At 70.9% G+C, this 24,911-nt stretch carries 23 protein-coding genes; 14 read left to right on the top strand and 9 right to left on the bottom strand.

From position 1 onward, the window contains the following. The first annotated feature begins 46 nt into the window (after positions 1-46). Positions 47-724: a uracil-DNA glycosylase gene (locus BM085_RS06115; RefSeq protein ID WP_093886023.1), complete on the top strand. Its 678-nt coding sequence runs from the start codon at positions 47-49 to the stop codon at positions 722-724. Positions 725-761: 37 nt separating this feature from the next. Beyond that, a complete protein-coding gene (locus BM085_RS06120; protein ID WP_093886024.1) occupies positions 762-1,109 on the top strand; it encodes a hypothetical protein in 348 nt (115 codons plus the stop codon). A gap of 2 nt (positions 1,110-1,111) precedes the next feature. Here BM085_RS06120 and BM085_RS06125 read toward each other — a convergent pair whose 3' ends face one another. Both BM085_RS06125 and BM085_RS06130 read right to left on the bottom strand, forming a co-directional pair. After that, positions 1,112-1,513 carry a VOC family protein gene (locus BM085_RS06125; protein WP_177244975.1) on the bottom strand — a complete coding sequence of 134 codons (402 nt, stop codon included), beginning with the start codon at positions 1,511-1,513 and terminating at the stop codon, positions 1,112-1,114. A gap of 89 nt (positions 1,514-1,602) precedes the next feature. Next, positions 1,603-2,559: a hypothetical protein gene (locus BM085_RS06130; protein ID WP_143120822.1), complete on the bottom strand. Its 957-nt coding sequence runs from the start codon at positions 2,557-2,559 to the stop codon at positions 1,603-1,605. Between the two features lie 171 nt (positions 2,560-2,730). Here BM085_RS06130 and BM085_RS06135 point away from each other — a divergent pair, with 171 nt between their 5' ends. Together BM085_RS06135 and BM085_RS06140 are read left to right on the top strand one after the other, a co-directional pair. Continuing rightward, the gene (locus BM085_RS06135; RefSeq protein ID WP_093886027.1) at positions 2,731-3,615 is read left to right on the top strand and encodes a DUF2268 domain-containing putative Zn-dependent protease; all 885 of its coding nucleotides are present in this window, start codon (positions 2,731-2,733) and stop codon (positions 3,613-3,615) included. Positions 3,616-3,625: 10 nt separating this feature from the next. After that, complete coding sequence (locus BM085_RS06140; protein WP_093886028.1) at positions 3,626-4,384, top strand: MerR family transcriptional regulator; 759 nt, start codon at positions 3,626-3,628, stop codon at positions 4,382-4,384. Positions 4,385-4,460: 76 nt separating this feature from the next. Here the strand turns inward: BM085_RS06140 and BM085_RS06145 are convergent, their stop codons facing one another. After that, the gene (locus BM085_RS06145) at positions 4,461-5,738 is read right to left on the bottom strand and encodes a cryptochrome/photolyase family protein (protein WP_093886029.1); all 1,278 of its coding nucleotides are present in this window, start codon (positions 5,736-5,738) and stop codon (positions 4,461-4,463) included. A gap of 208 nt (positions 5,739-5,946) precedes the next feature. Here BM085_RS06145 and BM085_RS06150 point away from each other — a divergent pair, with 208 nt between their 5' ends. From BM085_RS06150 to BM085_RS06160, 3 genes are all read left to right on the top strand, one after another. After that, positions 5,947-6,984 carry a MerR family transcriptional regulator gene (locus BM085_RS06150; RefSeq protein WP_093886030.1) on the top strand — a complete coding sequence of 346 codons (1,038 nt, stop codon included), beginning with the start codon at positions 5,947-5,949 and terminating at the stop codon, positions 6,982-6,984. A gap of 172 nt (positions 6,985-7,156) precedes the next feature. Then, positions 7,157-7,681: an RNA polymerase sigma factor gene (locus BM085_RS06155; protein WP_093886031.1), complete on the top strand. Its 525-nt coding sequence runs from the start codon at positions 7,157-7,159 to the stop codon at positions 7,679-7,681. Beyond that, a complete protein-coding gene (locus tag BM085_RS06160; protein ID WP_093886032.1) occupies positions 7,678-8,643 on the top strand; it encodes a YbgA family protein in 966 nt (321 codons plus the stop codon). The genes BM085_RS06155 and BM085_RS06160 overlap by 4 nt, the downstream gene beginning before the upstream one ends. Before the next feature lie 141 nt (positions 8,644-8,784). On the opposite strand, the gene treZ is transcribed toward BM085_RS06160, so the two are convergent. The 3 genes from treZ to glgX are packed head-to-tail and all read right to left on the bottom strand — an operon-like array spanning position 8,785 to position 14,779. Beyond that, positions 8,785-10,494, bottom strand: a complete 1,710-nt coding sequence (gene treZ, locus BM085_RS06165) for a malto-oligosyltrehalose trehalohydrolase (protein ID WP_093886033.1) — start codon at positions 10,492-10,494, stop codon at positions 8,785-8,787. A 3-nt stretch (positions 10,495-10,497) separates the two neighbouring features. Continuing rightward, positions 10,498-12,681, bottom strand: a complete 2,184-nt coding sequence (treY, locus tag BM085_RS06170; RefSeq protein ID WP_093886034.1) for a malto-oligosyltrehalose synthase — start codon at positions 12,679-12,681, stop codon at positions 10,498-10,500. Continuing rightward, on the bottom strand, positions 12,674-14,779 hold the full coding sequence (gene glgX / locus BM085_RS06175; protein ID WP_177244976.1) for a glycogen debranching protein GlgX: 2,106 nt from the start codon (positions 14,777-14,779) through the stop codon (positions 12,674-12,676). Before glgX ends, treY begins: the two co-directional genes overlap by 8 nt. Positions 14,780-15,257: 478 nt before the next feature. Between glgX and BM085_RS06180 the strand changes: the two genes are divergently transcribed. Together BM085_RS06180 and BM085_RS06185 are read left to right on the top strand one after the other, a co-directional pair. Then, positions 15,258-16,061 carry a winged helix-turn-helix domain-containing protein gene (locus BM085_RS06180; protein WP_245789147.1) on the top strand — a complete coding sequence of 268 codons (804 nt, stop codon included), beginning with the start codon at positions 15,258-15,260 and terminating at the stop codon, positions 16,059-16,061. 276 nt (positions 16,062-16,337) lie between these two features. Next, positions 16,338-16,904: a peptidase inhibitor family I36 protein gene (locus BM085_RS06185; protein ID WP_177244977.1), complete on the top strand. Its 567-nt coding sequence runs from the start codon at positions 16,338-16,340 to the stop codon at positions 16,902-16,904. Positions 16,905-17,019: 115 nt separating this feature from the next. Here the strand turns inward: BM085_RS06185 and BM085_RS46720 are convergent, their stop codons facing one another. Both BM085_RS46720 and BM085_RS06195 read right to left on the bottom strand, forming a co-directional pair. After that, complete coding sequence (locus tag BM085_RS46720) at positions 17,020-20,235, bottom strand: ATP-binding protein (RefSeq protein WP_093886037.1); 3,216 nt, start codon at positions 20,233-20,235, stop codon at positions 17,020-17,022. A gap of 120 nt (positions 20,236-20,355) precedes the next feature. Beyond that, positions 20,356-20,661: a hypothetical protein gene (locus tag BM085_RS06195; RefSeq protein WP_093886038.1), complete on the bottom strand. Its 306-nt coding sequence runs from the start codon at positions 20,659-20,661 to the stop codon at positions 20,356-20,358. A 235-nt stretch (positions 20,662-20,896) separates the two neighbouring features. Here BM085_RS06195 and BM085_RS06200 point away from each other — a divergent pair, with 235 nt between their 5' ends. The 5 genes from BM085_RS06200 to BM085_RS06220 all read left to right on the top strand — a co-directional run bounded on the left by BM085_RS06200 (position 20,897) and on the right by BM085_RS06220 (position 23,746). Beyond that, positions 20,897-21,748: a helix-turn-helix domain-containing protein gene (locus BM085_RS06200; protein WP_093886039.1), complete on the top strand. Its 852-nt coding sequence runs from the start codon at positions 20,897-20,899 to the stop codon at positions 21,746-21,748. Between the two features lie 58 nt (positions 21,749-21,806). Then, positions 21,807-22,019: a DUF397 domain-containing protein gene (locus tag BM085_RS06205; RefSeq protein WP_093886040.1), complete on the top strand. Its 213-nt coding sequence runs from the start codon at positions 21,807-21,809 to the stop codon at positions 22,017-22,019. Between the two features lie 235 nt (positions 22,020-22,254). After that, complete coding sequence (locus BM085_RS06210; RefSeq protein ID WP_086570584.1) at positions 22,255-22,455, top strand: DUF397 domain-containing protein; 201 nt, start codon at positions 22,255-22,257, stop codon at positions 22,453-22,455. A gap of 52 nt (positions 22,456-22,507) precedes the next feature. Then, on the top strand, positions 22,508-22,936 hold the full coding sequence (gene mscL, locus BM085_RS06215) for a large conductance mechanosensitive channel protein MscL (protein WP_093886041.1): 429 nt from the start codon (positions 22,508-22,510) through the stop codon (positions 22,934-22,936). A gap of 201 nt (positions 22,937-23,137) precedes the next feature. Beyond that, complete coding sequence (locus BM085_RS06220) at positions 23,138-23,746, top strand: hypothetical protein (protein ID WP_093886042.1); 609 nt, start codon at positions 23,138-23,140, stop codon at positions 23,744-23,746. A gap of 138 nt (positions 23,747-23,884) precedes the next feature. On the opposite strand, the gene BM085_RS06225 is transcribed toward BM085_RS06220, so the two are convergent. Continuing rightward, positions 23,885-24,865 (bottom strand): Gfo/Idh/MocA family protein, encoded by a 981-nt coding sequence (locus tag BM085_RS06225; RefSeq protein ID WP_245789148.1) that lies wholly within the window; start codon positions 24,863-24,865, stop codon positions 23,885-23,887. Positions 24,866-24,911 lie beyond the last annotated feature (46 nt).

The following is a 24,911-nucleotide window of genomic DNA, read 5'->3' on the forward strand; positions in this document are numbered from 1 at the left end:
CGAGTGCAAGCCGTACCGGACCTCAAACATCGATAGGGTTTTCGGCATGTCCGCACGTCCTTTGAACGAAGTCGTGGAAGCCGGGTGGGCCACGGCCCTGGAACCCGTCGCCGAGCAGATCGCCGCCATGGGCGACTTCCTCCGGGAGGAGGTCGCCGCAGGCCGGCAGTACCTCCCTTCGGGGCCGAATGTGCTCCGCGCCTTCCAACAGCCCTTTGACCAGGTCAAGGTGCTGATCGTCGGCCAGGATCCCTACCCCACGCCGGGCCACCCGATCGGCCTGAGCTTCTCGGTGGCCGCCGACGTGCGACCCATCCCGGGGAGCCTGCGCAACATCTACAAGGAGCTCACCGAGGACCTCGGGCTGCCCATGCCGAGCAACGGCGACCTGACCCCCTGGGCCGAGCACGGTGTGCTGCTGCTCAACAGGGTGCTCACCGTCATGCCGGGCAAGCCCGCCTCACACCGGGGCAAGGGCTGGGAAGAGGTCACCGAGCAGGCCATCAAGGCGCTCGCCGCGCGCGACAAGCCGATGGTCGCGATCCTCTGGGGCCGCGACGCCCGCAACCTGCGTCCGATGCTCGGCGACGTCCCGGCCATCGAGTCGGCCCACCCGAGTCCCCTGTCGGCCCGGAGCGGGTTCTTCGGCTCACGGCCGTTCAGCCGGGCCAACGAGCTCCTTGAGCAGCAGGGCACGACGCCGGTGGAGTGGAAGCTCCCCTAGGCCGATCTCACCTCCCAAGGGCACTAGGATTTCCACCATGAGTGATGAATCGGGCACTGAACGCTATCTGCGTCTGACGGTTGAGCTGACTGTGGAGGTGCAGGACATCGGCGCACTCCAGGCCGCCGCACTGAAGGAGATCAACCACCCGGACGCCGACCTGGACGACGACGAGCGCAGGGAGCAGGCGGAGATGGTCTCCGCCGACGACAGCGGTGCCACGGCGCTGCAGTGGCTCATCGAGCCGGACCACGTCCTGGGGCTGATCGAGCACGTCGAGCAGATCGAGCCCCGCGAGGCCGTGCTGGGCGTGGAACCCTCCGAGGGCCCCTCGGACGAGGAAGACGAGCACGACCACGAGCACGGTCACGACCACAAGCACTGAGGTCAGCCGTCGACGACGAAGCCGTCCCCGAAGGCCCAGAGTTGACCTTCCAGGTCGAAAGCCAGGTAGACCCTGGTGCCCTCGGGGGTGGCCTCGATGTCCAGCACGATCTCCGCGCCCATGGCGCCGGCCCGCTCGTAGTGGGCCTCCAGGTCCTCCACCACGACGAACACCCCCTGGCTGACCGCCGGTAGATCCAGGGCGCTGCGCAGGTACGGCTCGCTGTCGCGGACCGAGGCCAGCATGACCACGGCGTCGCCCAGCGCGAGCCGGGCATATCCGACGCCGCCTTTCCCGCCGGGGAGCGTGAGCACCGGCCGGAAGCCGAAGACCTTGCCCAGCCACTCGATGGCGGCCGGGGCATCCTGGTATCGAAGGAACGGAACCACAAGGGGCGTGGACATGCTGCCCTCCATCGAGACGGTGCGATGCCTGCAGCCCCGAGCTTCCCACCGTTGGCCGATCTCGTCAGCCCACCCGGCGGATCTTCTCGTCAACCGGTGAGAACGTCCTCGCGGCGGGTGACGAGAGAGTCACGGTGGCGCGTCAGCTCACCGCGCCGGGCGGCCAGGTCGTCGACCGTGCCGCTCACCCAGCGGGCGACCTCGGCGACGGCCTCGCCGGTGCGGGCGATCCGCTGGTGCTTGATCGCGTCGGTGATGATGTTGTCGAAGAACATGTCGGCGAACCAGCGGGTGTCCACCTCGGGCAGCTGGGGGTTGACGTGCACCCCGACGTCGGCGAGCTCGCGGGAGAAGGCGTCCAGAGCGCGCTGGGCGTGCCAGGCCGCCTCGTCCGCGTCGCGCATGTGGCCGTGCTCCACCATGTCCGCGAAACCGCCGCCGCCCAGCATGTCCCAGGTGGACGCGCCACGGGCGCTGCCGAGGCAGCGCAGGACCTGGCCGATCGCCTGGCCCGCGGCGACCCCTGCCAGCTGGGCCTCCTCGTGCTCGCGGAGGTCGGCGTGGGTGTCGGCGAGCCGCTGGCCGATCTCGGTGAGCTCGCGCCCCCGGGGGTCGGCCGACTCGACCAGCGACCGCTCCTTGCGTTCGAGCAGCGCGGCGAACTCCTCACGGGCCGTGGCGACCTCGGCCAGGCCGTGCTCCACGGCCGCCCGGTCGGCCTGGAGCCATCCGAGACGGGTCCGCTGCCCGTCCAGGCGCTGCCGCAGGGCCTGCGCCTCGGCCCGCTCCCTGGCGAGCTTCTCCTCCTTGGAACCGGCGAGGCCGGACAGGAACGCCGCGAAGCCGCCGCCCTCCAGCCTGGAGACGTCGCGCTCCTCCTTGGCGAGCCCGGTCTCCAGGTCACCGATGAGCCGCCCGACCTCGTCGAGCTGCACGGCCACCGCCTGACGCTGCCTGGTCAGTTGTTCCAGCCGTCGCACCCGGTCACGGGCGGCACGCAGGTCGTCATCCACGCTGTCGAAGGAGATCACACATTTGCGACGCACGAAGAGGGCAAATCGTTCCGTCCGATATATGCCGCACCATGGGCGGGAGGGGGCATCGCAGCGGCGAACCGCCGGTCATGGCGGGGCCGGGTGACGGCATGCCGGCCGTACCTCGACGGAGAGCGCCGCTGGTTTGACCTTGACGCTGCGTCAACTTCTAGCATCGGGGGCATGTCGATCACTGTTCTTGACACCTACTCCGCCATGAGGCAGATCCTGCTGGCCCCGGTCGCGGACCGCGTCGACCTGCTGCGTTCGATGCTGGAGGCCAACAGGGGCATGTACCGCTACCACCCCGGCGAGCTCGACCTGGTCGCCGTGCACCTCCAATCGTCCGGGTTCCCCATCGACCGCGACGAGGAGCGCTGCCTCGACGCGCTCGAAACCCTGGCGGCGGCCGGGGCCTGGGAGCGGATGCAACGCGCCCTCGACGACGCCCTCGCCGTACTGCTGGAGGCGACGCCGGGGCTGGAAGCCCCGGACATCACCGTGCTGTTCGTCCTCGGTGATCCGGCTGACAAGCACTTCATGGGTCCCTGCCTGGGATTGACCGGGTTCGGCGGCATCTCGGGCAACATCGCCATCACGTTCTGGCCCTTCCCCGAGAACATGGAGCGGCTGGAGGCCACCGTCGTGCACGAACTCAACCACAACCTGCGATGGAGTCCGGGCGGAGTCGTGTGGGACCCGATGACCGTCACCGTCGGCGAGCACATCGTCGGCGAGGGCCTGGCCGACGCCTTCGCCCGCCAGCTCTACGGAGACGAGCTCGGCCCCGCCCGCATCGGCGTGCCGCACCTGCACGACGACGAGGTCTTCGCCAAGGTGCTCACCGGGCTCGACGTGACAGGCATGGAGAACTTCACCGCCTGGGTGCACGGCGACCCCGGCGCCGAGCACCTCGGTGTCACCCCGGTGGGACTGCCGATGGGCGCCGGGTACGCCGCGGGCAACCGGCTGGTCGACGCCTACCTGGCGGCGACCGGGCAGACGGCGGCGCAGGCCCTGCACGCCGACAGCTCGGAGATCATCGCGGCCACGCTCCGCCGCGGGTAATACTGGACCGATGGAGTGGACGATCCAGGAGCTCGCGGCGAGGGCCGGCATCACCAGCCGCACCCTGCGGCACTACGACCGCTTCGGGCTCTTGGCCCCGTCCCGGGTCGGCGCGAACGGCTACCGCTACTACGGCCTCGGCGCGGTCGCCCGGCTGCAGCGGATCCTGCTCATGCGCCGGCTCGGCATGGGCTTGCCGGCCATCGCCGAGGTCCTGGCCGAGGAGGTGGACGAGCATGACGGACTCCGGGCGCACATCGCCGCGCTGGAGGAGGAACGGGACCGCATCGAACAGCAGATCCGGTCCGTGCGTCACACGCTCGAGGCCCTGCAGGCGGGGGTGGAACCGCGGATGGACGTCATGTTGGCGGGGTTCAACGACCGCTACAAGGACGAGGTGATCTCACGCTGGGGCGAGCGCGCGTTCCAGGTGAGCAACGACTGGTGGCACGGCAAGACCCTTGAGCAGCAGCGGGCCTGGAAGCAGGCCAGCGAGGACCTCGTGGCCGCCTGGGTCGCCGCGGCGAGGGCCGGGATCTCTCCGACCTCGGCGCGTGCCCAGACGCTGGCCGCCCGGCACGTCCGGTGGCTGAGCGAGATCCCCGGCACGCCGACGGCGGACGGCGACCGGGAACGCTCGATCGCGATGGTGAAGGGCGTGGGGGACATGTTCGTCGACGACCCCCGCTTCGCCGCCATGTACGAGGACGCCGCGGGGGCGGTGTTCGTCCGCGACGCACTGCACGCGTACGCGCGGACCCGGATGTAGCTCGTGCCGCAAGAGCTCTTGTCCTCCCCGGAGGTGCGCGCGAGCTCACGACCGCTCGGCTGCGAGGAAGGACCCGTCAGTCCATCGAGACCAGCGGGGCCGGATAACCCCTGATCCCCGTGGACATGCGCCACGGCTCGTAGATCATCTTTACCGGGACGGCGTCCAGCTCGGGCAGGTAGCGCCGGATGTACTCGCCCTCCGGGTCGAACCGCCGCGCCTGCCGTACGGGATTGACGATCCGGTTGGGCCGGGTGTCGTTGCCGGTCCCGGCCACCCACTGCCAGTTGCCGTAGTTGTTGGACACGTCGCCGTCGAGCAGCAGGTCGGAGAAGTGCCCGGCTCCCACCCGCCAGTCCACCCGCAACCGCCTGACCAGGAACGACGACGTCACCATGCGGGCCCGGTTGTGCATCCACCCCTCGGCGAGCAGCTGCCGCATGCCCGCGTCCACGATCGGCACCCCGGTCCTGCCCTCCTTCCAGGCCTGCGCCGCGTCCTCGTCGTCACGCCACTCCTGCCCCCGCGAGCGGTAGTCGTCGCGGTTGATGCGCGGGAAGGCCCGCGTCACCTGGTGGAAGAAGTCACGCCAGCAGAGCTGCCGGACGAAGTCGTCGCCGTTCTCCGACATCGACTCCAGCTCCAGCGGCGACAGGCAGCCGAAGCGCAGGTAGGGGCTGAGCTTGGAGGTGCGGTTCCCGGCGAGGTCGTCGTGGCCGTCGGCGTAGTCCTCGACGCAGTATTTCAGCCACTGCCTCATGCGCTCGCGCGCCACCGTCTCGCCGCCTTTGAACAGCCCGTGGGGCTCGTGCCCGGCCACCGGCAGCGGGCCGGCCTCCAATCCCTCGGGAATACGCACTTTTCCGGGGGCCCTGAGCACCTTCCGGCGCGGCTGCCCGCTCCAGACCCGCCAGTAGGGCGTGAAGACCCGGTAGTGGTCGCCGCCGCCGGAGGGCCTGAGCGCGTCCGGCGGCACGATCGTCACGCCGGGGAAAGCTCGGAACTCCATCCGGTGCCGCGCGCACTCCTCGGCGAGCCGCCGCTCCCTGCGCCGCGCGAGCGCGCTGACGTCGGCGCTGACGTAGACGGCCTGGGCCGGGAGCTCGCGGGCGAGCCGGAGCGTCTCGGCCACCGGGTCGCCCTGGCGGACCACCAGGTCGCCGCCCCGCTCCCGGAGCGAGCCGCGCAGGTCGGCGAGGGACTCGGCCAGGAAGCCGGCCCGGTGCCCCGCGGGCACGCGGGGGTCGATCACGAACAGGGGCACCACCCGCCACGCGTTCGCGCACGCGGCTGCCAGCGCCGGGTGGTCGTGCACCCGGAGATCGCGATTGAACAGCACAATGACGGTATCCATCACCGGGTGGTTCGAGATCGCGGCGCCGGCGGATGCATCCGCCGGCGCCGCGAACTCGAAAGAGCGGTTGCATCCGCCGGTACCGCGAACTCGAAAGAGCGGTTGCATCCGCCGTCGCCCGCCGCCCGAAAGAAGGGTTCAGGGGGATGAACCACCCGTACTGCCTGGCAGGCTGGTAAGGCGATCGTGGGCATGGGGTGAGTCGAGGATGGACGAGCAGGGTCAGGTGACCGCAGGGGAGGAGCCGGGTTACGGCATAGGGGCCGTCGCCCGGCGGCTCGGCGTGCCCGCTCCCACCCTGCGCACCTGGAACCTGCGCTACGGGATCGGGCCGAGCCACCGCAGCCCGGGCGGGCACCGCCGCTACGACGCGGGCGACCTGCGGCGGCTTGAGGAGATGAACCGGCTGATCAGGGCCGGGGTGCCGGCCGCCGACGCGGCGCGGGAGGTTCTGCGGGCCGCGGCCGTCCCCGTGAAGGGACGCGCCGGCGGCGGACCGGCGTCCGTCCCGCCCGGCGGCACGGACCGGCACACGCTCCCGCCCGTCCCAGAGGATCGCGGCCGGGAGACGTTCCCGTCCGTCCCGCGGGATCCGGACCGGGAGGCATTCCCTCCCGCCCGTCCCGAGGCGCGTACGGAGATCCCGACCGCGGCGATGCTGGCGCGGGCGGCGGTCGCGCTGGACAGCCAGGCCGTGGCCGACTGGATCGGCGCGGCGCTGGACAGGCACGGGGTCATGTGGACCTGGGAAAATCTGGTGCGCCCGGTTTTCGGGACGATCTGCCGGCGCCAGGCCGAGACCGGCGCGAGCGTCGAGGTCGAGCACCTGTTCTCCGACCGGGTGCTGGCCGCCCTGGCCCGGCTCGTCGAGCGCCCGGCCCGTCCGGTCAACGAGCGGCCGGTGCTGCTGGCCTGCGCCGAGGACGAGCAGCACAGCCTGCCGATCTACGCCCTCGCCGCCGCGCTGACCGTCGACCACCACGTGGAGACGCGGGTGCTCGGCGCGCGGACCCCCTATCCGGCCCTGGCCGACGCGATGCGCCGCCTCGGCCCGGCGGCGGTCTTCGTCTGGTCCCAGCTCCCCGCGACCGGTGACCCCGCGCCGCTGGCCTCGCTGCCCCTGCTGCGCCCTGCGAGCCACGTCATCGCCGGCGGCGGGGGCTGGCGGGAGGGGCTCCCGCCATTGGTTCCGCACGTCACCTCGTTCCGCGAGGCCCTCACCCGGATCAGCGCCGCGCTGCGCTGACCCCTCCCCTCACGGCCGCACCGCCGGATCTCGCAGGCACGCCCGCCCCGGCTCCGAGCCGCCCGCCCCTGCCCTCTCGGGCGACCCCAGCCCCGTACCCGCAGTTGCGATCAGAGAGGCTGAGCGAGTATGAATAAGTTTTGAATAGGTTTTCTCGGCAAGGGGAGCCCTCATGACAGACAACCTGAACGTCCGGCTCGCCGGAGGCGACGACGCGGCGCTGGCCGAGTGTTTCCACACCCATGGGTCTCTGATCCGCTCCTACCTGCGGCGATTCGTCCCCCCGCAGGAGATCGAAGACCTGCAGCAGGTCGTGTTCGCCGAGGTGTGGCGTTCCCGGCACCGCTTCGACCCGGCTCGCAGCCTCCCGGCGTGGCTGATCGGTATCGCGCACAACCGGGCGGTGGACCACCTGAGGGCGCGCACGCCGCAGACGGTGCCGTTGGACGTGGTGGCCGACCCGGCCGGCGCGGACGGCCGGACCCACGGCGACGGCCTGGCCGAGCGCGACCAGGTCCAGCGAGCGCTGGCGGAGCTCCCCGCCCCGCAGCGCCAGGCCATCGAGCTGGCCTACTACGGCGAGCTGACCCAGCGGGAGATCGCCGAGAAGCTGAGCGTGCCGCTGGGCACCGTCAAGGCCCGTACGGCCCGCGGCCTGCGCCGCCTGTCGGACATCCTCCCCCCGGTCGCGGCATGAGCGGCCAGACCGGCGGCCACGTCCGCCCCAGGGTCGCCGTGTCGAGCTGCCTGATGGGCGAGCTGGTGCGCTTCAACGGCGGCCACAGCCGCGACAGGTTCCTCAGCGGGGAACTGGACCCCTACGTCGACTGGGTGCGCGTCTGCCCGGAGATGGAGATCGGCCTCGGCACCCCACGCGAGACCCTCCGCCTCGAACGCTCTCCGGAAGGGCCGCGGCTGGTCACCAGGAAGACCGGGGTGGACCTCACCGGCGAGATGACGTCCCTGGCCGTCGAGCGGGCCCGCACCCTCGACGTGGACGGTTACGTCTTCAAGTCCAGGAGTCCCAGCTGCGGGATCCACGGCATCCCGGTCCACGCGGGCGACATGGCCGTGGACCGCAAGGGCAGGGGCGTGTTCGCGGCCCGGATCCTCGACGCCCGCCCGCTGCTGCCGGTGGAGGACGAGGGACGGCTGAACGACGCGCTGCTCCGCGAGACCTTCGTGGAGCGGATCTTCGCGCACGCCCGGCTGCGCGCGCTGTTGGAGAGCGACTGGCGCGCACGCGACCTGGTCGCCTTCCACTCCCGGCACAAGATGCAGATGCTGGCCCACGACCCCGCCCTCTACCGCGAGGCCGGCCGGGTGGTGGCCCGGGCGGGCCTGCGCGCCCGGGAGGAACTGGCCGCCGACTACGCCCGCGTGTTCGGCGGGGCCTTCGCCAGGAAGGCCGGCATCGGCCGCCACGTCAACGTGCTCCAGCACTGCATGGGCATGGTGAGCGAGTCGCTGGACCGGACCCGGCGGGCCGATCTGGCCGAGGTCATCGCCTCCTACCAGGCCGGCCAGGTGGCGCTCAGCGTCCCGGCCACCCTGCTCCGGCACCACGCGCGGGGCGAGTGCGCGGACTACCTCCGGGACCAGACGTACTTCTCGCCGTATCCGGAGGAACTCCGCCTCCGCAACCACGTCCCCGTTTAGGCCCCCGGCCGACGCCCCGCCCGCCGCCCCTCTTCCTTGCCTCCCCCCGTTCAGCTGGACGCCAGGCGGGAGGCCGCGATCCGGGCCGAGCCCGGCGCGATCGACGCCGAGCACGGTTCCGGGCCGGCCGGTCAGGACTGGTCAGGTCCCGGCGAGGCGGAGCACCGCCAGGGAACGGGCCGGGAGGGTGAGGCCGGAGTCCAGGTGGACGCCGGGGTCGGAGGCGAGCACGACCTGGGCCGGGGCCGTGAGGTCGAGGGAGACCGGCGTGGCGCCCAAGTTGACGGCCACCCGGAACGCCCCCCGGTGGACCACCAGCCAGGAGCCGTCGTGCTCGATCCGGACCCGGTCGAGCCTCGGGTCCGACAGGTCCGGATGCGCGCGGCGCAGCGCGATCAGAGCCCGGTACCAGTCGAGATGGACCCGGTGGGCGTCGTCGTCGAGCTCGCTCCAGTCGAGCTTGGAGCGCAGGAACGTCAGCTCCTCCCCCGGATCGGGCGCCTTCTCCGCCCAGTCGTCGTAGCCGAAGCCGACGAACTCCCGCCGCCGCCGGTCCGCCTCGCCCTCGCGGAGCTGCGGCTCGACGTGGTCGGTGAAGAACAGGAACGGCGTGCGCGCCCCCCACTCCTCCCCCATGAACAGCATGGGGGTGAACGGCGAGGTGAGCAGCAGCCCGGCGGCCAGCCGCAGCGCCTCCGGCGCCATCCGGTCGCCCTCGGCGCGGTTGCCGATCTGGTCGTGGTTCTGCGCGGCGCAGACGAACCGGTAGCCGGGCACGTGGCGGGCCGGACGGCCGTGGGAGCGCCCCCGGAAGGCCGAGTAGGTCCCGTCGTGGTAGTAGGCCGAGGCGAGGACCTTGGGCAGCGCTCCGGCGAAGTCGTCGTAGTAGCCGTGCCGCTCCCCGGTCACCGCCACGTGCAGGGCGTGGTGGACGTCGTCGTTCCAGACCGCGGCCAGGCCGTACCCGCCGGCCTCGCGCGGGGTCACCAGGCGGGGGTCGTTGAGGTCGGACTCGGCGATGAGCGTCAGCGGCCTGCCCACGGCCGCCGACAGCGCCTCCGCCTCCGCGGCCATCTCCTCCAGCAGGTGCACGGCCCGCCGATCGTGCAGCGCGTGCACGGCGTCCAGCCGCAGGCCGTCGATGTGGTAGTCACGCAGCCACTGCAGCGCGTTGCCGACGAAGTAGCGGCGCACCTCGTCGGAGCCGGGGCCGTCCAGGTTGACCGCCTGCCCCCAGAAGGAGGAGGCGCTGGAGTGGAAGTAGGGGCCGAACGGGGCCAGGAAGTTCCCGGACGGGCCGAGATGGTTGTAGACGACGTCGAGGATGACGCCGATGCCCTGCCGGTGGCAGGCGTCCACGAAGCGCTTGAGACCGTCGGGGCCGCCGTAGTTCTCGGTGACGGCCCACAGGTCCACCCCGTCGTAGCCCCAGTTGCGCTCCCCCGGTACCGGCGGCACCGGCATGAGCTCGACGAAGTCGACGCCGAGCCCGGTGAGGTGCTCAAGCTTGCCGATCGCCGCCTCGAAGGTCCCGGCGGGGGTGAAGGTGCCGACGTGCAGCTCGTAGATCACCGACCCCGGCAGGTCGCGCCCGCGCCACAGCCCGTCACCCCAGACGTACCGGTCGTGGTCGTAGACCCGGCTCGGCCCGAAGATCCCCTCGGGCTGCCACCGGGTCCGGGGGTCGGGCAGCGGCTCGCCGCCGTCCAACCGGAACCGGTAGTCGGTCCCGTGACCGGCCCCCGGCACCTCCGCCGACCACCAGCCGCCCGCCCCGGCGGCCATCGGGTAGCGGATCTCCCCGATCTCCACATCGACCGCCGTCGCCTGCGGCGCCCAGACCTCGAACATGGGCTACTCCCTTTCCAGAAGCGCGACGGGGTAGGTCGACAGCAGGTGGGCCAGTGGGATCCGCCCGGTGTGCTCGGCACCGGTCAGCAGGTCGCGCCAGGCGCCGTGCGGCAGCGTGATCGCCTCGCTCCCCCAGCCGCCGCGCCGCGCCAACCCGGCCGGCAGCCGGGTGGCCACCGTCACGGCCCGCTCCCCGCGGGCGAAGGCGACCACGTGCTCGCCCGCCTCCAGCGGGACGTACGGCGCGGCCGGATCGAGCCGCCGCCGCAGGTTCAGCGCCTGGACGGTGACCAGCAGCTTGGCCTCGTCCCACGGGGAGCCTCCCTCCCCGGCGAGCATCCGGCGGCGGAGCGGGAAGTCGACCGGGCGGCGGTTGTCCGGGTCCACCAGGGAGAAGTCGGTGATCTCGTTGCCCCAGTAGAGGTCGGGCACCCCCGGCAGCATGAGCTGGACGAGCTTCTGCCCCAGCGAGTTGGACCGGGCGTACGGCTCGATCCCGGCGGCGAATTCCGCGACCGAGGTCCCGCACTCCTCGATCGCCCGGCTGACGAAGTCGCGGATGCCGGCCTCGTAGGCGGGGTCGGGGGCGGCCCAGGAGATCGAGGTCTTGGCCTCGCGCGCCGCCTTGAACAGGTAGTCGAAGAACCTGTCCGGGCCGATGGGCCAGGCGGCCATCAGGTTCTGCCAGGCGAGGTAGTCGAGCGCCGGGTCGAAGGAGACCTTCGAGGACCACTCCCCCACCGCCGCCGCCCACTCCCCGGGCAGCTCCGACAGCACGGCCAGCCGGGCGCGGACGTCCTCGGAGCGCTTGGTGTCGTGGGTGGACAGCGTCGTCATCGCGGTCGGCGACATCTCCCGGGCGAACGTGTGGAACTCGCCCGGCGCCCCCGCGAAGTGGTCCGGCTCCCCGCCCACCTCGTTCAGGCACGCCAGCGGATACCACCGGTAGAGCGCGGTGTCCTCCACCCCCTTGGCCATCACCGGCCCGCAGGTCTGCTGGAACCGGGTGACGGCCTCGGCCGGTCCGCGCAGCACCCTGTCGACGACCTCCGCGACCGGGGCGCCCTCGGGCAGCCGGGCCGCGGCGACCCGTCCGGCCGCCTCGACGGTCGAGGCCGCGATCTCGGGCACCGGCTCTCCCGGCACCACGTAGGCCCGGTAGACCGGCATCGCGGCGAGCAGCTCCACCAGCGTCTCGCGGTCGGAGCCGACGACGGCGTGCAGCCGGTCGATCTCGGCGGCGAAGAACAGGTCGAGGACCTCACGCTTGGACCGGCGCACCACCGTGGCGTAGTCGGACGGCATGCCGGTCTGTGCGACGAACAGCTCCAGCAGCGGCTCGCGGCCGGCGGGGTCCACGAACAGCCGGGTGATCCGGTTGAGCACCTCATAGCCGGTGGTGCCGTCGCAGTCCCAGTCGGCGGGCAGTTGCTCGGAGCCGATCAGGATCTTCTCCGCCACGGTCCACACGCCCGAGGCCTCGCGGAGCCGGGACAGGTAGCCGCGCGGCTCGGCCAGCCCGTCGGGGTGGTCCACCCGCAGGCCCTGGATGACGCCCTCCTCGACCAGCCCCAGGATCACCTCGTGGGTGGCGTCGAACACCTCCGGGTCCTCCACCCGCAGCCCGATCAGGGAGGACACGTCGAAGAAACGCCGGTAGCCGGGCCCCTCGCGCCAGTCGACCAGCCGGTAGCAGGTGTCGGGGAAGGGGAACTCGTGGTCGTGGTAGCGCAGCACGTCGCCGTCCACCACCGGCTCGGTGTCGTCGCCGATCACCGGCATGCTCACCTTGCCGCCGGTCCAGTCGATGTCGAACCACGGCGCGTACGGCGACGCCTGCCCCTCCTTGAGCACCGACCACAGCGGCGCGTTGCCGGACTCGGGCACCGGGACCGTCATGTGGTTGGGCACGATGTCCACGACGATCCCCAGCCCGTGCTCGGCCAGCGTCGCCGACAGCGCCCGCAGGCCCTCGACGCCGCCGAACTCCGCGCGGATCCGGGAGTGGTCGGTCACGTCGTAGCCGTGCCGCGACTCCGGCGCCGCCTGCAGGATCGGCGACAGGTAGACGTGGCTGATCCCCAGGTCCTTCAGGTAGGGAGCGAGCGCGGCCACCTCGGCGAAGCCGAAGTCGGGGGTCAGCTGGATCCGGTAGGTCGAGATCGGATCCATGAATCGCTCAGACACGCCGCAGCACCCTTACCGATCTGCCGACCACCGGCACGTCCTCAGCCGCCCGGCAGATCCGGGTGTCCACTGTGATCGGCATCGCCGTGTCGATCTCCGTCAGCCACATCTCGCCGTAGTCCTTGGGAATCGTGAATTTGATGACATCGTGGTGGGCGTTGAACAGCAGCAGGAACGAGTCGTCGGTGATCTGCCGTCCCCGGCGGTCCGGCTCGGTGATGGCGTCGCCGTTCAGGAAGACGGCCAGCGACTTGGCGTAACCCACGTTCCAGTCCGCGTCGGTCATCTTCTCCCCCTGCGGGGTGAACCAGGCGATGTCGCTGAGGTTGTCCTCCGAGCCCCGCACCGGCCGGCCGTAGAAGAACCGGCGCCGCCGGAAGACCGGGTGGTCGGAACGGAGCTTGGCCAGCCGCCGGGTGAACTCCAGCAGCAGCCAGTTCTCCCGGACGTCGGACCAGTCCACCCAGCTCAGCTCGTTGTCCTGGCAGTAGACGTTGTTGTTGCCCTGCTGGGTGCGTCCCAGCTCGTCGCCGTGGGAGATCATCGGCACGCCCTGGGACAGGAACAGGGTGGTCAGGAAGTTGCGTTTCTGCTGCTCGCGCAGCGACTCGATCGCCAGCGAGGCGGGCCCCTCCGCCCCGCAGTTCCAGGAGCGGTTGTCGTCGGTGCCGTCCCGGTTGTGCTCGCCGTTGGCCTCGTTGTGCTTGCCGTTGTAGGAGACGAGGTCCTGGAGGGTGAAGCCGTCGTGGCAGGTGACGAAGTTGATCGAGGCGGCCGGGCGGCGGCTGTCGTCCTGGTAGAGGTCGCTGGAGCCGGTCAGCCGGGAGGCGAACTCGGGGAGCGAGGCCGGCTCGCCCCGCCACAGGTCGCGGATCGTGTCGCGGTACATGCCGTTCCACTCGGTCCACCGGGCGGGGAAGTTGCCCACCTGGTAGCCGCCGGGGCCGACGTCCCACGGCTCGGCGATCAGCTTGACCTGCGACAGCACCGGGTCCTGCTGGACCAGGTCGAAGAAGGCGCTCAGCCGGTCCACCTCGTGCAGCTCCCGCGCCAGCGTCGCCGCCAGGTCGAACCGGAAGCCGTCCACGTGCATCTCGATGACCCAGTAGCGGAGCGAGTCCATGATCATCTGGAGCACGTGCGGGGAGCGCATGAACAGGCTGTTACCGGTCCCGGTGGTGTCCATGTAGTAGCGCTTGTCGTTCTCGACCAGCCGGTAGTAGTTGGCGTTGTCGATCCCCCGCATGCTCAGCGTGGGGCCCAGGTGGTTGCCCTCGGCGGTGTGGTTGTAGACCACGTCGAGGATGACCTCGATGTTCGCCTCGTGCAGCGCCTTGACCATGGCCTTGAACTCCAGCACCTGCCCGCCGCGCTGACCGGTGCTCGAATAGGCGTTGTGCGGGGCGAAGAACCCGATGCTGTTGTAGCCCCAGTAGTTCGTCAGCCCCCGCTCACTGAGGACGTGGTCGGTGACGAACTGGTGCACCGGCATGAGCTCGATCGCCGTCACGCCGAGCCCGGTCAGGTGATCGATGATCTCCGGGTGGCCGATGGCCGCGTAGGTGCCGCGGATCCGATCGGGGATCTTCGGATGGTTGATCGTCAGGCCCTTGACGTGGGCCTCGTAGATCACCGTGTCGTGGTACGGCGTCGCGGGAGGACGGTCGTGCCCCCATCCGAAGAACGGATTGATCACGATGGAGCGGGGGACGAACGGGGCCGAGTCGGTGTCGTTACGGCTGTCCGGCTGCCCGAAGCGGTAGCCGTAGGCCGCCTCGTCCCAGTTCACATCCCCCTCCACCGCCTTGGCGTAGGGGTCGAGCAGGAGCTTGGCGGGGTTGCACCGGAGCCCGCTCGCCGGATCGTACGGGCCGTGCACGCGATAGCCGTACCGCTGCCCGGGGCCGACGCCCGGCAGGTAACCGTGCCAGACGTACCCCTCACACTCGGTGAACGGGACTCGGGTCTCCCGGTTGTCGTCGTCGAACAGGCACAGCTCGACACGCTCCGCGGCCTCGGTAAAGAGCGCGAAGTTGGTCCCCGCACCGTCATAGGTGGCCCCGAGGGGATAGGGGTCACCCGGCCAGATCTCGATCATTACACCGCCCTTCAGCGGTGAGAAGACATGCCCAATGCTGCCCTAGCCATGCGTGCTTTCCCACCCTCAACACGGCGACCTTCATCCCCTTTATCCCAAAGGAGAGCTAAGAGTCGCCTGCCGGGCCCGCAGGTCCCGGAGCGCGGGTCCGTACACCTCCGCCCCGGAGCGGCGGACGAACGCCTCCGCGGCCCGCAGGCGGGCCTCGGCCCGTTCCCGTCAAGCCGGCCGATCCACCCGCCCCACCGGTGCGGAGCAAAGGAATCTCTGAAAGTCTGATCACATGACCGGTGGAATTCTGAGAATAACTTTCAGTTCCGACGATCTGGTGCGGATCCGCCTTACCCCACAGGCCGACCCGATGTGGGAAATAGTGGGGAGCCTCCATCGGATACAGGCTCGGGACGGAGGTCCGGCCCTCGCCCAGTGGCGCAGAAAGGTCCGGGACAATCTCTCCGAGGTCGCCCTGCTCTCATCGGTGCGGACCCTCCTCAACCCTCTGCTTCCCAGGGCCCGCTACTTTCCCGACTTCCTCACTCCGACGGCCTCCGGGGACGGACTTGACAGCGGAATCGAGGCGATACTTGACACCCCGCCGTCCCGGGTCCGCACCGAACTGGAGATCCTTCGCCGGCACACCGGGTCTGCGGCCGGCCTGGACGGCCTCGCCCGGGGCGACCTCCGCTCGCTGCGGCACCTCGGCCGTGTCGTCGCCGGCTACCACCACGCCGCGCTCGCCGACGACTGGCCCACGGTGGAGAGCACCGTACAGAACGAGCGCGCGGTCCTGACCCACCACCTGGCCGCGGGCGGCGTGGAGGCCATGTTCGCCGCTCTGCCGTCCGGCATGCGCTGGCGGCCTCCGGTCCTGGAGGTCGCCTACGCGGCCGGTGACCAGGAGCTTCACCTCCGAGGCCGCGGGCTGACGCTGATCCCCTCCCACTTCTGCCGGGGGACGCCCATCACCCTGGCCGATCCGGACCTTCCCCCGGTGCTCGTCTATCCCGCCCGCCGCCCACCGCGGCGGGCCCCGGACCCCGCCGACCCGCTCACCGGCCTGCTGGGCAGGACACGTGCCCACCTGCTGCGCCTGATCGCCGCCGCACCGGGCTGCACGACGGGACAGCTCGCCACCCGTACCGGGGTGTCCGCCTCCACCGTCAGCGAGCACACCACGATCCTGCGCCGCTCCGGGCTGATCGACAGCGTCCGGCACACCAATTTGGTAATGCACCGCCTGACACACAACGGCGAACTCATTTTACAGAAAAGAATCGACTGATTCCACTGAGTGATTAACCGGCCGCAGGCGGCCTCCGTCTCGGCGGATCGCCCCCGACGGATATATCAATCCGTCTCGAAAGGTCATCACGTGAGCTGGCCTGCGTATTTCGGTTACAGCCATAAGACGATGACACACCGGCCGTCTGGCGTATGTACTGAGGCGGCACCAAAGACCCGCCGGCCGTTCCGGACAGCGGCGGAGAGACGGGGCTCATCGTGCCGGGCCGGCTGCCAGGCAGGCCCGGAATGGCTCATCGAAGGAGAAGACTTCCTGATGCTGAAAGCATTCAAGGCGGCGATCCTCGCGCTGCTCGTAGGAGCGGCGATGCTCGTGACCGGCTCATCGGCCGCCCAGGCGGAGGCACCCGCCCTGTCCCCCGACCCCGACGCCTCCCTCCTGCAGCGGCAGGCGACCTCCCCCGAGCAGCTGCAGGAGCAGGTCGACCTGCAGCTGCGGCTCTACCCCGGCGGCAAGCAGATCAACGACCACGAGGTCGCCTACGACGACGGGAAGTTCGTCATCACCTTCGCACAGCCCGGACGGCAGCTGCTCGCCTCCCCCGACTGCCCCTCGGGCTGGTTCTGCTTCTACGACTACGCCAACTACGGCTACCCGCGCGGCAAGCTCAGCGACTGCGGCTGGCAGGACCTGGGCGCCTACGGCTGGCACGACCGCACCTCCTCCGTCCACAACCGCACCAGCACCACCGTCGACTACGACAACCACACGGTCGGCGGTCACGAGAACGACCAGTACATGTTCAGCAACTACTCCGGAGGGGCCCTGAACCTCTCCTCCACTCAGACCAACAAGGCCGATCACGTCTACCGCTACTGCTGATCCCCGAGAGCTGCCCGGCCGGTTCCCGACCGGCCGGGGAGCCGCCTTTCCCCGGCCGGGCAGCGGGGTCCCGAGCTCACCGGGGGCACGTCCTGGCGGGGGCCGTGCCCCGAGCTCACCGGGGAGCCGCCCCCGGGGCGGGGAGCCGGGCCCGCAGGTCCCGGAGCGCGGGTCCGTACACCTCCGCCCCGGAGCGGCGGACGAACGCCTCCGCGGCCCGCAGGTGGGCCTCGGCCCGTTCCCGGTCGCCGTCCAGCAGCGCGAGCCGTCCCAGGCACAGGTCGGTCACCGACCAGCCCAGCAGCCGGCCCTCGCCCGGGGCGAGCCGGCCGTACAGGGCCCGCCCGGCGGCCACGTCGCCGAGCGCCAGGCAGATCTCGCTGAGGGCGTCCGCCACGAACCGGTAGGCCAGGTCCGGGCCGACGGGCGCGGAGACGTCGCGGGCGAGCCCGGCGAAGACCGCGCGCGCCTCGTCGGTCCCGCCCAGGTCGATCAGGGCCAGGCAGCGCAGGATCCGCCAGGACCACTGGCCGGGGAGCCGGTCGAGCGTCTCGTCGGCCAGCGCGAGCGCCTCGCCGGCCGCGCCCCGGGCCCGCAGGGCGAAGAAGCGCAGCACGCCGCTGCGCAGGTGGGCCTCGCTCCGGCCCAGGGCCCCCTCCGGGTGGGCCGCGCCGGACTCCTCGGCCGCGGCGAGGGCGTCGGCGAGACGCCCGCCCAGGTAGGCGAGGATCGCGCGCTGCCAGGCGGCCAGGCTGACCATCGAGGGGAGCCGGAGCCGGTCCGCCGTCTCCCCGAGCCAGGCCAGCAGCTCGGCCGCCCGGCCGGTCCGGCCCTGGGCGACCAGCTCGACGTACTCGCACTCGCGGCCGACCCACTCGGTGGCCAGGTCGCCGGTACGGCGGCCGATCTCCACGATCTCGTCGACGACCGCCCGCGCGCCGTCGCGGTCGTGGTCGTGCCTGAGCAGCATCTCCAGGGCGATCAGCGCGGCGGCCAGGGTCCGGTCGTCGCCGGTACGGCGGGCCAGCCGTACCGCCTCGTACGCCATCGCCACGCTGCGCTCGACGGGCCGGACCGTGAAGCCGGTCATCGCGGCGGCGGCGAGCAGCCGGGCCCGCCACGGCGAGTCCTCGGCCAGCTCGGAGGCGAGGACCCGGTCAATGCGCTCGGCGAGCCGGTCGATGCCGGTCATCTCCTCGTACATGGCCAGGTAGATGGGGTCGGAGAAACCCAGTGCCGCGCGGGCCAGCCGGTTGACGTCGCCGAGCCCCTCGGCGATCTCCGCGGCGGCCTCCAGGGAGGCGTGGGCCGCGATGTTCATGCCCGCCGCCGCCTGGGCCTCGGCCAGGTCGAGCAGGAGGTCGCAGCGGAGCGCGTCGTCGGTCCTGGGGAGCCGGTCGATCATCTCGATCGCCTGCTCCAGGTTCTCCACCGCGTCCTCGTGGGCGAACTGCGCCATCGCCTGGACCGCCGCGCGCCGGGTGTAACCGATGGCCTTGCCCGTCATCCGGGGGGTCAGCAGGCCCTCGCGGTAGTGATGGGCGATCTCGGTGAGGCGGGTCCCGCTCCGTTCCTCCAGCACCTCGGCGATCCGTGCGTGCAGCCGCCGGCGGCGCAGCGGCGGCAGCGCCCCGCGCAGCACGTCACGGACGATGTCATGGACGAAATGGCAGGTCAGGCCGTCGCCCTCGACCAGCAGCCGGGCCCGGACCGCGGCGTCGACGATGTCGAGCACCCGGTCCTCGGGCAGCTCCAGCACCCGGAGCAGGATGTCGGTCGCCGCGTCCCGGCCGAGCAGGGCCGCGACGGTCAGCACCTCCTCGGTGTCCGGCGGCAGGCCGGCCATCCGGCCGCGCACGACGTCGGACAGGGCCTGCGGGGTCTCCCCCAGCTGCAGGACCTCCCCCAGGAAGAACGGGTTTCCCGCGGTCAGCCTGCCCATCTCCGCCGCCCGGTCGGGGTCGGCGCCGGCCCGGCCGAGGTATTCGCGGACCTCCTCCTCGCCGAGCCCCCGCAGCAGGAGCCGCCGCACGTGCGGCAGCCGTACCAGCGCGCCGAGGACGCGTTCCAGCGTCCCCCCGGCCTGGACGTCGGTGTCGCGGTAGGTCGCCACCACGGCCAGCTCCGGGCAGAGCCGGGTGGAGGCGAGGAACTCCAGCAGCCGGAGCGACGACGCGTCCGCCCACTGGAGATCGTCGAGGACGACCAGGACCCGGCCGTGCTCGTTCAGCAGCCGGGCGAACGCCTCGTAGAGCTGGAACTGCCCGGTGGCGGCGGGCCGGCCCGGCCCGCCGTCCCCGCCGACCAGTTCCTGTACGGCCTGCGTCCACGGCCAGAAGGGCGGCGTGCCGGCGCCGTCCCAGCAGCGGCCCCACACCACCCGGCGTCCCCCGGAGCGGGCTGCCTCGGCGGCCTGCTCGGCCAGGCTGGTCTTGCCGATCCCCGGCTCCCCGGCCAGCAGCACCACCCGGTGGCCCTCCCCCGCGACCGCCAGGTCCAGCACCTGGGCCTCGGCCTCCCGGCCGACCAGACGCGTGCTCTGCCGCACCGTCGCGCGGGCCCGGGGCGTGAGGGCGGGATCCTGGGCGAGGATGCGCCGCTCCATCTCCCTGGAGCGGGGGTCGGGGTCCAGCCCCAGGCCCTCCACCAGCAGCCTGCGCCCCTCGGCGAGCACGGCCAGCGCTTCGGCCTGCCGTCCGGCCTGGTAGAGCGCGTGGGCGCCGAGCACGCGGAGCCGCTCCCTGAACGGGTGGGCGGCGACGAGCTGGGCCAGCCCGCCGGTCAGCGTGGACCCCCGGCCGAGGGCGAGGTCCGCCTCGGCCGCGTCCTCCTCCAGCGTCAGCCGGAACTCGCCCAGATGGGCGATCTCCTCCGCGGCCCAGGAGACGCCCGCGAAGTCCGTGAGCGGCTCCCCGCGCCATTCCGCCAGAGCCTGCCGGAGCCGCCCGCCCGCGGCCGCGTGCTCGCCCGCGGCGCTCATGCGCCCGCCCTCGGCCGCGTGCTCCCGGGCCCTGGCCAGGTCGAGCGCGCTGCCGGAGATGTCGAGGGCGTAGCCGCCGGGCCTGCTGACCAGGACCGTGGGGGGCACGTCCCGCCGCCTGCCGGGCTCGAAGACGCGGCGGAGCTTGGAGACGTAGGCCTGGACGGTGTTGACCGCGCCGGGCGGCGGCCCCTCCTCCCAGAGCGCGTCGATCATCCGGCTCAGCCCGACCGGGCGCGGGACGGCGAGCATGCACAGGGCCAGAACCATCCGCTGCTGGTAGGGCCCGATGTCCAGCTTCGTCCCGTCGTCGGCGATCACACCGACCGGTCCCAGCACACGAAAGTCCATCCGGCCACCTCGCTCACGAACTCGGCCGATCGTACCTTTCACTCCGTACCGGTATCTCTCCTACCTCTCGCTGATCCGCGCCGGCTCACCGTTCCTCCCGCACCTCCGGCCCGCGCCGGCTCACCGTTCCTCCCGCACCTCCGGCCTGAGCCGGTCGATCCGACCGGTGCCGTCACAGAGCGAGCACGGCTTCCGCCCGCCGGTCGTGTCCTCGCCGCGGCACAGACCGCACTCCAGCAGGGTGCCGAACCGGGGATCGCGGTAGGCGTGCCGGAACAGCCGGCCGCGGTCGGTCTCCCATCCCTGCACCCACGCGAACGCGTCCAGCTCGGCGAAGATCCCGGCGTCCAGTGCCCGCAGGCCAATGATCAGTAGGCTGCCCGCGCCGATCCAGTGATCGTTGCGGAGGTCGATTTCATACTTCAAGGACCATCGCCCCCTTGAAGATTCGCCCCGACAGGGGCCTCACTCACTTTTTACCCGGGTCTGTGCCATCGACGACTGCCATTGGCAATTGCCACATGAATATACCCTTGGCGGTTACCTTCGGAGATTGCCGGACGATACTGCCATTTGACTGTTACCATCGCCACGACCTGGGAAGACTTCCAAGAGTGAGGCGGCAGCCGCCCGCACCACCGGGAGGAAGAGGTGAGCGCCGATGGCCGGTACCAACCCCACGCTGCGCCGCCGGCAACTTGCCAGCCGTCTGCGGGAGCTCCGCGAGCAGGCCGGCAAGAGCATCAAGGAAGCCGCCGAACAGCTCGAATGCTCGCCGGCGAAGATCAGCAGGATCGAGACAGCCCAGCGGGGCGCCCTCCCCCGGGACGTGCGCGACCTGTGCCTCTTCTACGGGATGACCGAGCAGACGCAGATCGACGTCCTGATGTCCCTGGCGCGGGAGGCCAAACAGCAGGTGTGGTGGCAGGAGACGGAAGACGTCGACTTCCGCCCGTTCCTCGGCCTGGAGATCGACGCCACGTCGATCTCCGAATACGAGACGACGACCGTCCCGGGACTCCTCCAGACCGAGGAATACGCCCGCGCGATCATCAAGGGATATCTGCCGGGGATGGACCCGGACGTTCTGGAAGAACGGGTGGCCTACCGGCTGAGGCGCCAGGAACGCCTGCACGGGCCCAATCCACCGAAATACTGGGTGCTGCTCGACGAATCCGTGCTGCATCGCCATGTGGGCGGGGTCGATGTCATGAGAAAGCAGCTGGAGCATATCGAGGAGACCTCCGAGCTCCCCCATGTGACCATCCAGGTGATCCCTTTCACCGTTGGCGCGCACATGGGGTTCGACAGCGCTTTCGTCCTGTTGGAGTTCTCCGACCCCACCATCGGCGACACGGTCTACCTGGACACTCTCATGGGCAGCTTCTACCTGGAGAAAGCCAAAGAACTTGAGCGTTTCAGAGAAACGCTCAACCATCTTCGCGCAGTGGCCCTGAGCCCACAAGAATCAGCGGCCCACATCGCGAGGGCATACGACAGATTCGCTGCCTGACCGGCACATTCCGTCATCAGACAACACCCTAATCCCGACGAATTTTCATGGAGAGACGATGACGTCTTCCAAACCCGCCGAACTCCCTTCCCTGGAGTGGCAGGTATCGAGCCGGTGCAACAACGGCTCCTGCGTGGAAATCACCAGGCTTCCCAACGGAGACGTGGGCATGCGGGACAGCAAGGATCAGAGCGGACCGATCCTGGAATTCACCGTAGCAGAATTCCAGTCTTTCATACACAGCGTCAAGGACGGCAGGTTCGACCTGTAGGAGCCGTCTTCCCATAAAGGAACACGAGGTCACGGGACGGTGCCGGCGGAGGATCCCGCCGGCACCGTTTCTCGTACCGCCGGCGGACACGGATTCATTTCCGACGACCCATCAGGCACTCGCCTCCCGGCAACCACAGCAAACGATCACAGGCCGGTGACGTGAAAATGGACTATAATTCTCACGGCGCGGCGCTCTTCCGCAGAAGAGTTGTCAATCTTTCGGGAGGAAACGCATGGACAGCGACTCGCAGTTCCATGGGGCGGTCTGGCGGTCCAGGTGCAACAACGGCACCTGCGTCGAGATCGCATCACAGGGCGGCTGGGTCGGCGTACGGGACGGCAAAGCCGGTGGCACCGGGCCCGTTCTGTCGTTCACCCACGAGGAGTGGACCACCTTCGTCATGGCCGTGAAAAACGGGGATTTCGACGTTTGACCCTGTTTGCCGGGGTAGTCCGAGCGTTCTCACGAGTGGAGGACGCTGAGGAATGGGCGGATTCAAGAAGTTCCTGATGAGGGGAAACCTCGTCGAGCTCGCCGTGGCGGTGGTGGTCGGAGCGACCTTCAGCGGCCTGGTGCAGGCACTGGTCAAGGACCTGATCACGCCGTTGATCGCGGCGATCACCGGGGGCGGCGGGCCGGACTTCTCGCAGTACGTGTTCACGGTCAACGGCGCCAAGTTCATGTACGGCGACTTCATCAACCACCTGCTGAGCTTCCTGATCATCGCCGCGGTCATCTACTGGCTGGTCGTGATGCCGATGACCCGGGTCATCGCCTTCTTCGACAGGGACAAGAAGGCCACCGAGAAGCAGTGCCCGGAATGTCGCAGCGACATCCCGGTCGACGCCAGCCGCTGCGCGTTCTGCACGGTGGAGCTGTCCCAGGTCCGCGCCGCGGACCGGCCCCCCGCGTAAACGCCGCCCCTGCCGGACGGGCCCGGACGCGGCGCCTCCTCCGGGCAGCCTCGGGTGACCGGAGCACGACGCCCCCCGGGCAGCCCCGGGTGACCGGAGCACGCCGGCCCCCGGGCACCGGCGGCCACCCGGCCGTCCGAGGACGGCGACGCCGGAAGGGGGCCGTTCGGCCCGGGGAACCTTCTGTAGGACGATGAGACGGTGAGCGTAGAACTGGCCGTCTGGCACGAGCCCGAGCCGATCACCAAGGAGCACGCGGAGACCGTCTTCCAGGCGTTCCGCCGCGGAGAGCCCGACGCCGCCGCGCCGCATCCCGGGGTGGCGGCGTTCGCCGCGCGGCTGGCCGAGGCCGAGCGGGTCTCCCCGGCCTGCGCCGTGGTCACCGTGGACCCGGACAGGGCCGACGAGGTGTCGGGCGAGGCCTTCGCCCTGGCCCGCGAGTGCGGGCTGGTCTGCTACGACCCGCAGCGCGGGCTGGTGCACAACCTGGCGCCGCTGGGCGTCTACTCCGGCATGCAGATGCACACGGGCGACGGGATGATCGTGGTCGATCCCGACCTGCGGCTGGTCACCGACGCGCTGGCCACCATGGCGCCGCAGAACCCGTTCACGGCGCTGGTCGTCTTCGGCGAGCACTTCATCCAGACGTCCCCCGAGATCACGGGCTACGAGCTGGAGTACAAGGACAGCGTCCAGGACCTGATGTTCCGCACGCACGTCCCCGACCTCGAAACGGTCCAGGACGCCTTCACCGAGTACGCCACCGGCGGGCGCGCCTTCCTGGACGGCCACGACTGGCGTCGCGTCTGAGGCCCGCCCCCGGGCCTTCCGGCCCCGCGCGAGCCACTGCCGGGAGACCCCGCAGGCCACCCGCGGCCCTCGCGGTCCGCCGTACCACGCGGGCTGTCCCCCGGAGGCCCTGCGGGCCGCGCCGCCGGGGAACGCGGGTCACTCGCCGGGGAAGCGGACCCCCGCCTGCCTGCGGACCTCGTCCATGACGCCCATCACGTCGAGGGTGGCCTGCCAGGGCACGAGCGGGCTCTCCAGCAGGCCCTCGCGCAGGCAGCGCATGGCCTCGACCGCCTCGTGCAGCATGCCGGTCCCCTCGTAGGGGACGTGGAAGGTCTCCGGCTCGGCGCCGGCTCGGTGCAGGACGAAGGCGCCGGGGCGGAAGAACGGGTGCGGCAGCTCGATCCGGCCGAGCGGGCCGGAGACCGACGCGGTGACCGGGCCGTCGGTGGTGATGCCGCAGGAGAGCAGTGCGACCGCGCCGCTGTCGTAGCCGAACAGCATGCCGGTGTTCTCGTCCACGCCCTCGGGGGTCAGCCGCGTCCAGGACTGCACCGTGGCGGGGTCGCCGAGCATGAGGTGGGCGAAGGAGATCGGATAGACGCCCAGGTCGAGCAGGGCGCCACCACCCAGCTCGGGGTCGCGGAGCCGGTGGCCCGGCTCGACGGAGACGGAGATCCCGAAGTCGGCGTGGACGGCCTCGACCGGGCCGATCGCGCCTCCCTCGACCAGCTCCACGATCGTGCGGATGGCCGGGACGCAGCGCATCCACATGGCCTCCATGAGGAACAGCCTCCGCTCCCGCGCGAGGTCCACCAGCTTGGCCGCCTGGGCCCGGTTGAGCGTGAAGGCCTTCTCGCACAGTACGGCCTTGCCCGCGCTCAGGCAGGTCAGCACGGCGTCGTAGTGGGCGTTCTGCGTGTTGGCGACGTAGACGATGTCCACGTCGGGATCGGCGGCCAGCTCGGCCCAGCTCCCGTGGGCGTGGGGGATGCCGTGCCGGTCGGCGAACACCCGGGCGGGCTCGACGGACCTGGACCCGACCGCGACCACCTCGGCGTCCGGCAGGAGCTTCAGGTCCTCGGTGAACGTGGTGGCGATCCCGCCGGTTGCCAGAATTCCCCACTTAATCGTGCTCATGGGGCCATATCTCATCATGTACGGCTTTACACCGGTGTACGGCTCG

This window comes from Streptosporangium canum, from assembly GCF_900113865.1.
In the GTDB taxonomy this organism is placed as follows: domain Bacteria; phylum Actinomycetota; class Actinomycetes; order Streptosporangiales; family Streptosporangiaceae; genus Streptosporangium; species Streptosporangium canum.

Bases quoted from the DNA above. Each gene is read 5' to 3' on its own strand.
- BM085_RS06115 (WP_093886023.1), top strand. From the start codon at position 47: ATGTCCGCACGTCCTTTGAACGAAGTCGTGGAAGCCGGGTGGGCCACG.
- BM085_RS06120 (WP_093886024.1), top strand. From the start codon at position 762: ATGAGTGATGAATCGGGCACTGAACGCTATCTGCGTCTGACGGTTGAG.
- BM085_RS06125 (WP_177244975.1), bottom strand. From the start codon at position 1,513: ATGTCCACGCCCCTTGTGGTTCCGTTCCTTCGATACCAGGATGCCCCG.
- BM085_RS06135 (WP_093886027.1), top strand. From the start codon at position 2,731: ATGTCGATCACTGTTCTTGACACCTACTCCGCCATGAGGCAGATCCTG.
- BM085_RS06140 (WP_093886028.1), top strand. From the start codon at position 3,626: ATGGAGTGGACGATCCAGGAGCTCGCGGCGAGGGCCGGCATCACCAGC.
- BM085_RS06145 (WP_093886029.1), bottom strand. From the start codon at position 5,738: ATGGATACCGTCATTGTGCTGTTCAATCGCGATCTCCGGGTGCACGAC.
- BM085_RS06150 (WP_093886030.1), top strand. From the start codon at position 5,947: ATGGACGAGCAGGGTCAGGTGACCGCAGGGGAGGAGCCGGGTTACGGC.
- BM085_RS06155 (WP_093886031.1), top strand. From the start codon at position 7,157: ATGACAGACAACCTGAACGTCCGGCTCGCCGGAGGCGACGACGCGGCG.
- BM085_RS06160 (WP_093886032.1), top strand. From the start codon at position 7,678: ATGAGCGGCCAGACCGGCGGCCACGTCCGCCCCAGGGTCGCCGTGTCG.
- treZ (WP_093886033.1), bottom strand. From the start codon at position 10,494: ATGTTCGAGGTCTGGGCGCCGCAGGCGACGGCGGTCGATGTGGAGATC.
- glgX (WP_177244976.1), bottom strand. From the start codon at position 14,779: ATGATCGAGATCTGGCCGGGTGACCCCTATCCCCTCGGGGCCACCTAT.
- BM085_RS06185 (WP_177244977.1), top strand. From the start codon at position 16,338: ATGCTGAAAGCATTCAAGGCGGCGATCCTCGCGCTGCTCGTAGGAGCG.
- BM085_RS46720 (WP_093886037.1), bottom strand. From the start codon at position 20,235: ATGGACTTTCGTGTGCTGGGACCGGTCGGTGTGATCGCCGACGACGGG.
- BM085_RS06200 (WP_093886039.1), top strand. From the start codon at position 20,897: ATGGCCGGTACCAACCCCACGCTGCGCCGCCGGCAACTTGCCAGCCGT.
- BM085_RS06205 (WP_093886040.1), top strand. From the start codon at position 21,807: ATGACGTCTTCCAAACCCGCCGAACTCCCTTCCCTGGAGTGGCAGGTA.
- BM085_RS06210 (WP_086570584.1), top strand. From the start codon at position 22,255: ATGGACAGCGACTCGCAGTTCCATGGGGCGGTCTGGCGGTCCAGGTGC.
- mscL (WP_093886041.1), top strand. From the start codon at position 22,508: ATGGGCGGATTCAAGAAGTTCCTGATGAGGGGAAACCTCGTCGAGCTC.
- BM085_RS06225 (WP_245789148.1), bottom strand. From the start codon at position 24,865: ATGAGCACGATTAAGTGGGGAATTCTGGCAACCGGCGGGATCGCCACC.